This window comes from Janthinobacterium sp. (assembly GCF_009923995.1).
Classification (GTDB): Bacteria; Pseudomonadota; Gammaproteobacteria; order Burkholderiales; family Burkholderiaceae_D; genus Janthinobacterium.
The window spans coordinates 43316-56092 of sequence record NZ_RFSK01000007.1 but is presented as its reverse complement, the minus strand read 5'-3'; the positions used below and the strand labels follow the sequence as shown (position 1 = coordinate 56092).

Genomic DNA, 12777 nt, shown 5'->3' with positions numbered 1-12777 from the left:
GCGCTGTGCGGCCGGCGATGCCCGCGCTACCAAAGTAGCGCTGCGCTTCCCGGCCACGAATCATCGCCGCTCGCTACGACGCGATGAGATGTTGACACTCCTGCAATCTCCCTTTACCGCTGCGCCAGCTGCGCCGCGCCGCTGGTGTCGTCCAGCATCACCAGCTGCGTGCGCAGATCGCGCGTGGCGGACAGCTTGCCGTTCACGTACAGGTTCGTCTTGACGCCGTACACGCCCTGCGAGACGCCGGCCGGCAAGGTCAGCTCGAACGAATTTTCAAAGCGGCCGCCCGATTTATTGCTGCTAGCCAAGGCTTTCGAGCCGGACTTGAACGGCTGGCCTTGCGGATCGAGCACCACCAGCTCTTCGCGCACGTCGTTGACGCTTTGCGCGCTGCCATTGACCAGTTCCACGACGGACGTGACCTTGAACGGCTGGCCGCGCTTGACGGTGGAGGCGCTCAGCTGCGGCGTGTACGACACCACCTGCGGCTCGCGCGGCAGCGCGCCGCGGGCGCGGATGTAGTCGCGGTCCGCCTGCGCCGCCGTCTTGGTCTGGCGCGAATTGACATTGATGGCCAGGCAGCCGGCCGCCGCCAGGCCGCCGCCGATGGCCGCGCCCTTCAGCGCGCCATTCTTGCCGCTGACGAGGGCGCCCAGCAAGGCGCCCACGGCCGCGCCGGCCGCCGCCGTCGCGCCCACGCTGCACGGGTCCTCGTCCGTCGCGCCAGCCTGCGGGTTCTGGCCACCTTGCGGGCCTTGCGGATAATCCTGGCGCACGCCGTTCGGGTTCATCGGCGCCGTGGCGCAGCCGGCCAGCATGGCCGCGATGGTCAGCGCGGCAGCCGCGCGCAAGGTGGTTTTATTCATCATGTTTACTCCCAATAACTATTTAATCGTGGTTTCCGTCTGCAGCACTTGCCGTTCCCGCTCGCGGATGCGGCGCGACAGGCTGTCGATGCGCGCATTGCCGGGATCGGCGCGGCGCGCGCTGTCCAGGTAAGTCTTGGCCGCATCGAACTTGCCTTCGTTCAAGGAACGCTCGGCATCGCGCAGGAACGATTGCGCCATCTCGTTGCGCATGGCCGCGCCATTGTCCGCGGGCGCCGTCTCCGGCACGCGGCGCTCCGCCACGGTCGGACGTTCGGCGATGCGCGCCGGGGCCGGCTCCGCTGGCACGGCGCGGACCGGCGCCGTTTCCAGCGGCGCCGCGGCCGGGGCAGCCACGGGCGCGGGCGCCGCAGCCGCCGACAGCGCTTGCACGTCGGCCTTCAGCTGCGCCAATTCCGGCGCTTCGCGGTCGATGGCTTCGAGCCGGGCGATGCCGTTCTGCGCCCCGTTCACATCCTTGCCATCGAGCGCCTGGCGCACGCCCACCTGCACGGACGCGGCGGCCGCCTGCTGGCGCACCAGCTGCTTGCGCAGCGATTCCACGCTGGCGGCGCCCGCGCAATCGGCGTCGAGGGCGGCAATGGCCTTGGCGGCGCTTTGCAGGCGGTGTCCGTCGATGGCGCGCTCGATGGCGCGCACGCCGCGCTGGCAGCCGCCCGATGCGGCGCCGGCCTTGGCGATGGCCGCCTGCAGATCGTCGGCCTTGGCGCTGGACTTGCCCGTGCACGCGCTTTTCGCCGTCGCCAGCTTCTGCCGCGCGCCATCGAGGCTGCCATTCGCCACCAGGCTCAGGCCGCTGTCGATGGCATCGTTGCACGCCGAGTCATTCTTGCCGCCCGGCGTGCCGTTCATGTAGACGATGACGGCGCCCAGCGCGGCGATGCCGGCCAGCCATTTCAGCCAGCGGCGCGAAGGCGCCGGCGCTTCCACCGGCGCAGCTGGCGGCGGCACGGGCACGGGCTTCGGCACGGCGGCCGGCGGGATGTCCTTCACGCGTTCCGCTGCCGGCGCCGGCTTGGGCGTGGGCGGCGGTTTCGGCACCGGCTGGGCTTGCGGCGCAGGTGCTGGCGCCACCGGCACGGGCGGCGGCTTGGGCGCGACCAGCGGTGGCACGGGCGCGGGCGGCAGCGGCGGCGGCACGGCTACCGCTGGCTGGACCGCGCCAGCCTGCGCCTGCCCGCAGTACGGGCAATGGCTGACGGCGGTCCACAGGCCCGTTTTACATTTGATGCAGATATCCAAAACTATTCCTTCATTCCAACGTCATTCCAGCGTTCACAACGGTGGCGGCATCAGCGGTGGCGGCGCGCTGTGGAACAGCGGTGCCAGTTCGGCGAACTGAGCCAGGTCAACCCAGGCCGGCAAGCCGGCGCGCCACACCTTGGTGGTGGCTGGTGCAAGCTGCCCTGCCTGCACGTACTGCACGATCTGCTGGGCCGTGAACGGTCCCTGCTGCTGGCCATTGATGCCCAGGAAATACTGGTGTTCCACCAGCGGCGGCGGCATGCCGCCCAGCGGAGGCGGCGCCATGCCGAAGGCCGCTGCGGCCGCGCCAAACGGCGCCGCCGCGGCCGGTGCGCCGGCCGGACGCAGCAGATGCTCCAGGCGCCCCGCTTCCAGCATTTCCGGCTTGATCGCGTATTTCAGACGGGGCTGGCCATCCGCTTCCGGCTCGCGTACTTCCCAGTCGTAGGCATCGCTGTCGGAGTCGCCGATGACGTTCGCCCATTCCTTCAGGCGGCCCAGCAAGGCTTGCACCGTGCGGTCGAGCTCGTCGCTGGCCATGCCCTTGCGGCGCGCCGATTCGCGCAGGCGCGCGCCCACCTCGGCCGCAATGGCACTGCCAAAGCCGATGTAGGGCAGCTGCGAGCCATCGGCCTGCGCCACCAGCTTGGGCGCATACACGCCCCGTTCATAGTATTTTGCCAGCGCGGCCATGGCCGCCGTCTGCACGGCGTCAAGCGCCGTCAATTTTTCCTCGATGCGCAGGGCGATATTTTTCTCGTACGAAGCGGGCATGCCGTTCTGGCGGATGGCCCGTTCATTGCCGATGCGGCGCAAGTCGCCCGGCTCGACGGCGAACTGGTACTGGCCCGGCGGCACGACGCGGCCCGTGTGGCGCGTCAGCACGCCCAGCATGATGGCTTGCAGGAATTCGCCGAAGTCTTCCGCCAGGCGCTTCATCTCGTCCGTGTTCGGCGCGATCGGATGCGTGAATTGCGTTGGATCAATGTGCGTGTGGGTCGGCGCCTTGTCGTTGTCACCTTCCTTGCGGTAGCTCGTGCGCCAGCCTTCCAGGCCCCGCAGCACCGTCATCGGCACGCCGGCCAGCTCGCAGTAGCAGACGGCGCGCCCGCGGATGCCCGTCTCGACGATTTCCAGCTGGCTCACCGTGATGCCCACCTGGGTCGGCACGCACGATTCGAGCTCGGCGCCGAACTTCGCCTTGAAGGCGGCCGCGTTGGCCACGCCGATCACGCACTTGAACTGATCCGACACGACCGTGAAATCGCCCGCCATGTTGGCGTCGATCCACGGCATGGAGCAGGCCAGCAGCTTGCGGAAGCGGTCCAGGCGTTCGGACACGTCCATCTGTTCCAATGCCTCGAACAGGGGATCGGGCGTGCTCGTCGCCCCTTCGGCCAGGCCCGCCGTGGCGATCATGTTCTCCGCCATGCGCGTCACCTTGGCTAGGATCAAGCCCCGCTGCGCCGGTTCGCCCAGCATGGGGAACAGGGCTTTCGAGCCGCCCATGTCCTTGAACGCTTCATCGGCCCACTGGCGCAAGGTGGCCGCCGACGGCAGCGCAATGTCTTTTTCCGTGACGGGAATGACGATCAGGGTCGCGTGTTCCTTGTCCAGGTCCTTTTGCAGGATGGTATTGGCCGTTTTGAGTTCCGCCAGCATGGCCAGCACGCCTTCGCGGCCCGCCTGCAGCTCGCCCACGAGGCCATTCCACTGGGCGCGGCCCTGCGCATCGACGCCGACGCGGTTGCCCAGCCAGCGCGACAGTTCGCCCAGCAGGATGACGGACTCGTCGGCCGCCTTGGCCCGCAAATGGAATTTCAGGGCATTCGCCATTTCCGTGCGCAGATGGTCCATCACCACGCCCGCCTGCTTTTCGCCATTGCTGAGGAAGCCGAAGGTGCTGCGCGTCTGCTCCAGGTTGTTCAGCAGGCGCTCGTACTCGCGCGAGCGCACGGCTTCCTTGATTTCGCGGTAGCGCTCGGCATTCGCGCCGATCTGCGCCGTCAGGCCGCTGCCGGGCGCCTCGATGCGGTCCTTGATCTGTTCCACCAGCGACAGCACGTATTCCAGGCCGCCGAACTCCTTATTGTCCAGATAGCCATACAGCTGGTCGCGCACCACCTTCTTGACGTCCTCGAGCACTTCGCGGCGGCGCTTGCTGATGCGGTCTTCCGTCGTGTCGGCCGTGGAATCCTGGTCGCGCACGGCGTCGCGCTCCAGGTGCTTCATGGCGTCGCGCACCTGGGCCGGCCATTCGCTGCGGTCGAAGCCCGTGCGGATATCGTTGACGCGCGTATTGACCCGGTTTTCCACGCCGGCCAGCAGGTGGCCGTGGCGGTCTTCCAGCAACTCGTCGACGACGCGGAAATCGATGAAATCGCCGCTGGAGCGCTTCAGTTCGATGCTCTTGTCGGAAAACTCGGGGAAGTCGCTGAACGGCGTGCCCTTGAGGAACATGTTCGCGGCGAGGAAGTTATCGCGCTGCGTATCCGTGGCGCGGTTGGCGGCCGCATCCGTGCCGCCCACGCCGAAGAAGGCTTGCAGCATGGCGCCGGCCCAGCGGTGGGCCCGCTCGTCGCGCGCCGCTTCCTGGCGCGTATCGAGCACGGCCATGCCGAACGAGGAAAAGCGCTTCGAGAAATACAGGCGCATGTCGCCGAAGCGGTCTTGCGGCACGGGCGCGTTGTACAGGGAATTCTTGTGCTGCGCCTGGTTGACGGCGATCGAGCGCTTGGCGCGCGCGAAGTCGGCCGAGGCGAAATCCTCGAACAGCGAGTCGGCCACCATGTGGTAGACGTCGCTGACCTCCTTGGTGTGCTGCTGGGCAAGATTGCCCGAATCGATGAGGTACACCTCGCTGTACGGCTCGCGCGTCAGTTCCGGGCGGTCATATGCGTCCCAGCGGCCCACGTAGCCCTTGTTGCCCATCATGGCCGATTCCAGCTCCATCAGGGCCGCGTAGCCGTTCGCCTCGACCCTGTCCTTGTTGGCCTTGGTGTAGCCGGTGGGCAAGAACAGCATGAGTTCCACGTCGGCCGCGCCCACTTCGCTGCGCGCCAGCCAGCGTGCCAGCAAGCCCATGTCCAGGAAGGAGCCGGACCCCGTGCCGCCGGCCACGGAACCGACGATGACGATGCGGAAACGGTTCGTTTCCATGCGCAAGCCCAGTTCGGCCAACTGGCGCTCGTGCGACAGGCCCGCCTTCAGGGCTTTCAGTTTCAGGCGGATCTTGTCGCGGATCTTGGCGTACTTGTCGAAGAAATACAGGCGCGACACGGCACGGATCTGGCCCGCGCCGCTGCTCATGTCGAAACGCAGCTCGCGGATGCGCTGCGGCGTCAACGGCAGCCATTCCTTGATGTGCGGATATTTCTCCAAGGAATCTTCGTCACGGCTGTACTTGTCCATGTCGAAAGATTCGACCACCTTGTCATCGTCCGTGAACTTCACCTGGTCGAACTGCAAGTCCTTCGCCTGCGACTCGCCGCTTTCGATCACGGCGCCATTGTCGAGGTCGAAATGGATGAATTGCGCGATGGGAAAATCGGCCAGCCCCTCGATGCGCGTGCGGTTGCCCGCGCCGCCCCACAGGGTGTTGAGGATGCGCCGGCGCACGCGCATCAGCACCTGCATGCCCGTGCCGCCGATGCCGATGAACAGGGTCGGGCGCAGTTCGATGATCTTGTCCTGCTTGCGCTCGCTGGCGCCGCCGGTGATGGTTTGGTTCAGGTTCTCTGCCATGGTGATTCCTTCGATGATGCGTGCAACGGCGTGTTCTTAGCGGCGGCTCGAGGTAAATGTCAGCAACAGGGCGACGAGGCCCACCAGCACCAGCGGCGCCATGAACAGGGGCGCGAGGAATTTATGCGCGTTCACGGCCGCCAGCACGACACCGGTCGCCAGGCTGGCCAGGAAGATGAACAGCCACCAGCCCGAGGCGTTGGCCTTGTTCGGCGGCACGCGCTTGGCTACGAGGCCATTCGCGTAGGCATTCTTGGCAAAGAAAAAGGCGATGAACAGCAGCAACAGCACGACGCCGCCGATCAGGGTGTCGCGCGACGAGGTATCCGTCGTGCCGGCCGCATCAAACGCCGGTGCCGGTTCCGTCGTGCCCGTGGCGGCGCTGGCCGCGGCGGAAGCGTCCGCGGCCGGCGGTGCCGACGCCGGGGCCGTTACCGGGGCCGGCAAAGTGAAGCCGGTGTTGTCTTTTGGAGTGTCTTGCGCCATGGTATGCCTCTGATGGGTTTGAATAGTGTAAAAAGAAATTTTGCTCAGATAAGGCTCAGCGTATGGCCCTCGGCCACGCGCACGACGTGCGGCTGGCCCAGGCCACGCTTGAGTTCGCCGATGTCGCGGCCGTTGTCATCGCGGATCTGCACGCTCTTGAACGGTTTCAGCAGCACTTGCCGCTGCACGCCATCGACCAGCACCTTGTAGCGCGCCGCGCGCGTGCCGGCAAAGCCCAGCGCCAGCAGGCCCAGCACGAATGCCAGGATGCCGCCCAGCATCGCCAGCACGGGCAGCAGCGGATACTGTATGCGCACCAGCAAGGGAATCGTTGCCTGCGAGGCGCGCACGCTGTCGGGCGGCGTGAACATGTCCGAGATGGGGTCGCCGGGGAAGAGTTCCTGCAAATCCTTGCCGAAGCTCGATGCCAGCGCCAGCCGCTGCTCCGACAGGCCCACCTGCGCCCGCATGGGCAGCAGCACCTGCTTGCCCATGGCGGCGATGGCCTGCGCCGACCACGGCGACGGTATCTGCGCCATCGGCAGGGAAAACTGTACCTGCACGGACTGGCTGGCGCCCGGCTGCAAGTGATGGATTTGATCTGGCGCAACATGCAGGGGCGCGTCCTGCCCCGCCAGCGTGGCATGCACCCTGGCGCTGTCGATGACATACGGGAAGAACATGTTTTGCAGGGATGCCTGCAGCTGCACCTGCGGCACCAGCTTCGCCGCGTCGACGTCGAGCACGATGGTGCGGCCGTCGCGGCCCAGGCTGGCGTGCACGTTGTCGCTGTTCTTGACGGACTGGGGCACGATGCGCACGGCATCCTGGTCCACCGGTTTCAGGCGCGCGGGCGGACGCGTCAGCACTTGCGACAGCCGCCCTTCGGCCAGGATGCGGTTCAATGCCTCGGACGCCGGCTGGCCGTACGCCAGCGCATACACCATCAAGCCCTTGGCGCTGTACAGCTTGCCCTGCACCGGCATGCGCAGCGGAAACACCACCGTCTTGGTGATCGACGGCTCCAGGTGCAGCAGGCGGTAAAAGTCACGGTTGCGCTCGGCCGTCTGGCTGTCGTTGTTCGGGCTGTTCTTGTTGTTGGTAAAGATCCATACGATGCCCGAGGCGGACTGGAACGGCCCCGTGATGGTCTTCGTGACGGCTTCCTGGAAGTCCGTGTCGGCCAGCGCGCCGCCGGCCCCCTTGCGCGCCAGGCCCAGCGGTGCCAGCTGGCCCGCCACGCCGGCGCCACCCTGGCCTTGCCCCAGCAGCGCGGGCGACACATTGCCCCCGCTGCTCTGGCTGAAGGCCAAGGTATAGACTTTGTCGGACGGGCTGGTGGCGGCCTGCGCCACGGCGCCCACGAGGGCTTTCAGCTGCGAGTGCTCATCCGTGTAGAACGGCTCCATCCAGCCCGAGTTCTGCACCAGGAAGGCTTGCTGGATGCCGGCCGCGTGCACGCTGGCCGCACTGAGCAAGGCGGCGCAGGCCGCGATCAGGGCGCGCGCCTTCATGCCTGCAGATTCCAGCCATCGATGCGCGACAGCAAGGGGTGATACGCCCACAGCATGCCTTCATGCACGAACAGGCGCAGACGCCACGGCTCGCTGACGGCGAAGGTGTGGAACACGGTTTCACGCAGCTCGTCGTCCTGCACCAGCTGCGCGGCCAGGCGGTCGCTCGAGCGCAGCACGCTGGACAGGCCGGCGCTGGTGGCGAACTTCACGCCGAAGACGCTGCCGCCCGTGCCCGATTCGAGCAGCGGCATGACGGCCTGGTTCTTGCCGCCGTCGTCGCCGTGTTCCGGCTCTTCCCACGGCGCCGTTTTCAGCTTGGCGGCGAAGCGGTAGTTGAAGCTGCCCGAACACAGGCGCGGCGCCAGCGCGTCGGCCTGCTCCGGCTGGCCGCCCAGTTTCACGTACACATAGGTGCCGCGGCGGCTTTCAAAGCACAGCTGCCACAGGCCGCCGTCGCGCGACAGGTAGGGGCTGCCGAACTCGAAATGCGGCACCAGCCCGTCGGGCCAGGGCATGAACGAGGCGGCCACGTTGCCATCGGGCTGCAGCTGCAGGCGCAGCTGGCCGTTGGCGCAAGGCCAGACGGCCATGCGGTTGTAGGCCACGGGGGCGCTGACGGTGCCCAGTGCCGCGGCGCCGTCGAGCAGCACGTCGCTGCCCGGCTGTTGCGCCGCATCCAGGTTGACGAAGCGGATGCGGCCATCGTCGTCGCGCACGGGCGCCCACAGGCGGTTCTGGAACCAGACGGGGGCCGCCACGCACGGCGCGCCGCCCACGTGCTCGACCACATAGGTGAGCGAAGGCACGTCGGGGCGGATGACGGCCAGGCCGTGGCTGGTCGGCAAGACCAGCACGCTGTTAAATTCCGACACGAGTTCGGCGCGCCAGGCGCCGTGGGCGATGTCCGATTCGGCCAGCAAGCCGCCGTATTCCGGCTCCAGCGCCAGCCAGCGCTTCGAGGCGGGCAGCCAGGCGTGCAGGGCTGCCTTGCGCGGCTCGAGGGCCAGCAGCGCGGCGCCGCAGGTGCCGAACTGGGCGGAAAAGAATTCGTATTCGCCCGGCGGCGGCATGGGCAGGGAGGCGTCCGCCTGCGCATGTTCCTCGCGGGTACGCTGGTCCGCCAGCTTCAGGGGCACGCTGGCCTGGCGCAGGCCGGCCGCGCCGGCCGGCGGCACGTCGCTGACGGGCTGCGCGCCGTAGGGCGGCACCCAGGGCGGCGCCGGCATGTCCGGCGGCACCTGCAGGGCGGCGCCGGAGGCGGGATCGAAGGCGAATTCGGGCGGAAACTGGCGCACGGGCGCGCCGGCGGCGCCGGGCAGGCGCCGGGCGTGCATCAGCTTGCCGATATCGGCATTGCTCAGCAAGGGCGAGACGTTCTGGCCGTCCGCGCTGCGCTGCAAGGTCCAGACACCGGCGTCATCCAACTGCCAGACGCCAGACGGCAGCGGCCAATCCCCAGAAGTTTTAAGGTCCATGTATTTTCTATGACTAGCAATAAGCACCGTCGCGTGGTGCTACAACCGTAATGCGCAAGATAACGACGCTGACGACGGCAGAACGTGCTGGGGCGGTCGAAACGAAGTCGCAGCCCTGGCAGTTCTCATAGTAACGTCTTTTTATCTGTATGGAAACATTTGCGAGGCGCTCCGCTACTGCGCCCGCACTTTCGTCAGCAGCTTGGTGGTCGAGCGGTCGTGCTCGAAATCGATGGCCACGGCCTGGCCGCCATACGCCAGCACGGCCCGGCCTTCCGGGATGGCCGTCATGTCGTAGTCGCCGCCCTTGGCATAGATTTCCGGCTGGACTTCCTGCACCACTTCCAGGGCGCTGTCTTCCGAGAACGGCACGACCAGGCTCACCGCCTCCAGCGCGGCCAGCACGGCCATGCGGTCTTCGCAGCTGTTCAGCGGGCGGTCGTCGCCCTTGCCCAGGCGTTTCACGGACGCGTCCGTGTTCACGGCCACCACCAGCGAGGCGCCCAGCGCGCGCGCCTGCGCCAGGTAGGTCACGTGGCCGCGGTGCAGGATGTCGAATACGCCATTCGTCACCACCACGGGTTTCGGCAGCGCCTGCGCGCGGGCGCGCAGCTCTTCGCGGCTGCATAATTTGTTTTCAAAGTCAGGCATGGCACTCTCTTGTCAGGGTTAATACGGTCGTCATGGCGCGTGGCTATCGCCTTGGATGCCACCGGCGTCGCGGCGCCAGGCGTCGAGCAGGGCCACGATGGATGGCGCCAGGCCGGTCTCGGCGATGGTTTCCTGTCGAAAATAAATCATCCGCGCATACACGCCGGCCAGCTGGCTGACGGCTGGCGACAGCGCATATTCGTTGCCGCGCGCCGGTTGCCTGGCACGCCAGTAATTGATCGCCGCTTCCAGCGCCTGTATGCGCAGTTCCATCGTTTCCTCCCGCCATCGGCCCGTCCCGCATTATAGGGGGCGATCCGCTACAATATGCCATCGGCGCCACAGTTTGACCGTTTGCGCCACCTTTCATTCATTGCAAGTAAGCACTTCCTGTGTTTCAATCACCTTATGACACTGACTGAACTGAAATATATCGTTGCAGTCGCGCGAGCGAAACACTTTGGCCACGCCGCCGAAGCCTGTTTTGTTGCCCAGCCCACCTTGTCAGTGGCCATCAAGAAACTCGAAGACGAACTGGGCGTGGTCCTGTTCGAGCGGGGCGGCGCGGAAATCTCCGTCACGCCCCTGGGCGCGCAGATCATCGCGCAAGCCGAGCGCGTGCTGGAGCAGACGGCCGCCATCAAGGAACTTGCCAAGCAGAACAAGGACCCGCTGGCCGGTCCCCTGCGCCTGGGCGTGATCTACACGATCGGCCCCTACCTGCTGCCGCCGCTGGTCAAGGCCATGATAGACCAGGTGCCGCAGATGCCCTTGATCTTGCAGGAAAATTTCACGGTCCGCCTGCTCGAACTGCTGCGCCAGGGCGAACTGGACGTGGCCATCATGGCCCTGCCCCTGCCCGAACACGGCATGGCCATGCAGGACCTGTATGACGAACCGTTCGTCGTGGCCATGCCGCGCCACCATCCATGGACAGACCGCGAGACCATCGCCGCACAGGACTTGAAGTCGGAAACCATGCTGCTCTTGGGCAATGGCCACTGTTTCCGCGACCAGGTGCTGGAAGTGTGCCCCGAAATGGCGCGCTTTTCCTCGCCCGGCAACGGCATGCAGCGCACGTTTGAAGGTTCTTCGCTGGAAACGATCCGCCACATGGTGGCCAGCGGCATCGGCTTGACGGTCTTGCCGCGCGCTTCCGTGGCGAACATGCACGCCACCGACGGCATGCTGGAATACCGCCCCTTCGCCGACCCCGTGCCGTCGCGCCGGGTGGTCATGCTGTGGCGCAAGAGCTTTACCCGCAAGGCCGCCATCGACGCCCTGTGCGCGGCCATCGCCAGCTGCGATTTGCCGGGCATCACTCCCCTCTGCGAAGACGAGGCCTGGCAGGCAGGCGCAAAATAGTACATTTGCGTACGATTTGCGATAATCGACCTTTCTGTTTAACAAGATCGAGTCTTCCATGAACAAGCTGGCGCTGTATTTCCGCCTGATACGGCTGGACAAGCCTATCGGTACCGTATTGCTGCTGTGGCCGACCCTGTGCGCGCTGTGGCTGGCGCAGCAGGGCGTGCCGGACTGGCGGCTGCTGCTCATCTTCACCCTCGGCACTTTCCTGATGCGCTCGGCTGGCTGCGCCATCAACGACTACGCCGACCAGGATATCGACAAATTCGTCAAGCGCACGGCCGAGCGCCCCATCACCAGCGGGCGCATCAGCGGCAAGGAAGCGCTGGCCGTGGCCGGCGTGCTGACCGTGCTGGCCTTCTGCCTGGTGCTGCCCCTGAACACCCTGACCAAGCAGCTGTCCGTGGCAGCCGTCATCATCGCCGCCACCTACCCCTACTTCAAGCGCTTCTTTGCCATTCCGCAAGCCTACCTGGGCATCGCCTTCGGCTTCGGCATTCCCATGGGCTTTGCCGCCATCACGGGTTCCGTGCCCGTCGTCGCGTGGTTGCTGCTGGTGGGCAATGTCTTCTGGGCCGTGGCCTACGACACGGAATACGCGATGGTCGACCGCGACGACGACTTGAAGATCGGCATCAAGACATCGGCCATCACCTTCGGCCGCTACGACGTGGCCATCATCATGCTGTGCTACGCCGTATTCTTGCTGCTGTGGCTGGTCTGCGGCTGGCACCTGGGCTTGCGCTACTGGTACGTGGCGGGGCTGCTGGTGGCCGCCGGCTGTGCCGTTTATCACTACACCCTGATCCGCGCACGCGAGCGTATGCCGTGTTTTGCGGCATTCCGGCATAATAACTGGCTAGGAGCGGCGGTGTTTGCGGGAGTGGTGCTGGACTTTGCTTTCCGTTAATCAACGATCCTTGCGCCGCTGCAGCCCTTGAGGCGGCGCAAGACAAGCTGGCCGCTGCTGCCTACACTGGTATTTCACTGTGCAGTTTCACTTCCATGAGGTAATACATGAGCTCGACACATACCGGCAAATCCAGCAGCGACAACATCCTCGCCGACGCCGACAAGGCACGCGACAAACTGGTGGGCGACCTGAAAACCGTCATCAATGAAGCCGAAGACTGGCTCGACGGTGCCAAGGACCAGACGGGCGAGAATGTCAAAGCCGTCAAGGACAAGTTCATCGCCGCCCTGGAGACGGCCAAGAAAGACCTGATCAAGCTGGAAGAGGACTTGCTCGACCGTACCAAGAAGGCGGCCAAGGCCACCGATGAATACGTGCAGGACAATCCCTGGAAAGCCGTGGGTGCCGGTGCCGTCGTGGGCGTGCTGTTCGGCCTGCTGCTGTCGTCGTCGCGCCGCTAGGCGGGCGCACTGCCGCGGCGGCGCGTC

Annotated in this window: 11 protein-coding genes; 3 read left to right on the top strand and 8 right to left on the bottom strand. The window is 66.2% G+C overall.

Features of this window, described 5'->3' with window-relative positions; genetic code table 11:
• Positions 1–113: 113 nt before the first annotated feature.
• From EBS11_RS05470 to EBS11_RS05435, 8 genes are all read right to left on the bottom strand, one after another.
• Positions 114–872: a hypothetical protein gene (locus tag EBS11_RS05470; protein WP_290601130.1), complete on the bottom strand. Its 759-nt coding sequence runs from the start codon at positions 870–872 to the stop codon at positions 114–116.
• A gap of 15 nt (positions 873–887) precedes the next feature.
• A complete protein-coding gene (locus EBS11_RS05465) occupies positions 888–2132 on the bottom strand; it encodes a hypothetical protein (protein ID WP_290601129.1) in 1245 nt (414 codons plus the stop codon).
• Positions 2133–2165: 33 nt separating this feature from the next.
• Positions 2166–5879, bottom strand: a complete 3714-nt coding sequence (locus EBS11_RS05460; protein WP_290601128.1) for a tubulin-like doman-containing protein — start codon at positions 5877–5879, stop codon at positions 2166–2168.
• Between the two features lie 36 nt (positions 5880–5915).
• The gene (locus tag EBS11_RS05455; RefSeq protein WP_290601126.1) at positions 5916–6365 is read right to left on the bottom strand and encodes a hypothetical protein; all 450 of its coding nucleotides are present in this window, start codon (positions 6363–6365) and stop codon (positions 5916–5918) included.
• A 44-nt stretch (positions 6366–6409) separates the two neighbouring features.
• Positions 6410–7879 (bottom strand): hypothetical protein, encoded by a 1470-nt coding sequence (locus EBS11_RS05450; RefSeq protein WP_290601125.1) that lies wholly within the window; start codon positions 7877–7879, stop codon positions 6410–6412.
• Entirely contained in the window at positions 7876–9306 is a 1431-nt protein-coding gene (locus EBS11_RS05445) for a hypothetical protein (protein ID WP_290601123.1), read from the bottom strand. The genes EBS11_RS05450 and EBS11_RS05445 overlap by 4 nt, the downstream gene beginning before the upstream one ends.
• Before the next feature lie 225 nt (positions 9307–9531).
• Positions 9532–10008, bottom strand: a complete 477-nt coding sequence (gene rfaE2 / locus EBS11_RS05440; RefSeq protein WP_290601121.1) for a D-glycero-beta-D-manno-heptose 1-phosphate adenylyltransferase — start codon at positions 10006–10008, stop codon at positions 9532–9534.
• Between the two features lie 30 nt (positions 10009–10038).
• A complete protein-coding gene (locus tag EBS11_RS05435) occupies positions 10039–10281 on the bottom strand; it encodes a DUF3717 domain-containing protein (protein WP_290601119.1) in 243 nt (80 codons plus the stop codon).
• A gap of 135 nt (positions 10282–10416) precedes the next feature.
• On the opposite strand from EBS11_RS05435, the gene EBS11_RS05430 reads away from it, so the two are divergent.
• The 3 genes from EBS11_RS05430 to EBS11_RS05420 all read left to right on the top strand — a co-directional run bounded on the left by EBS11_RS05430 (position 10417) and on the right by EBS11_RS05420 (position 12750).
• Positions 10417–11373 carry a hydrogen peroxide-inducible genes activator gene (locus tag EBS11_RS05430; protein WP_290601118.1) on the top strand — a complete coding sequence of 319 codons (957 nt, stop codon included), beginning with the start codon at positions 10417–10419 and terminating at the stop codon, positions 11371–11373.
• A gap of 58 nt (positions 11374–11431) precedes the next feature.
• Entirely contained in the window at positions 11432–12286 is an 855-nt protein-coding gene (gene ubiA / locus EBS11_RS05425; protein WP_290601117.1) for a 4-hydroxybenzoate octaprenyltransferase, read from the top strand.
• A 107-nt stretch (positions 12287–12393) separates the two neighbouring features.
• Positions 12394–12750, top strand: a complete 357-nt coding sequence (locus tag EBS11_RS05420) for a DUF883 domain-containing protein (protein WP_290601116.1) — start codon at positions 12394–12396, stop codon at positions 12748–12750.
• Positions 12751–12777: the final 27 nt, after the last annotated feature.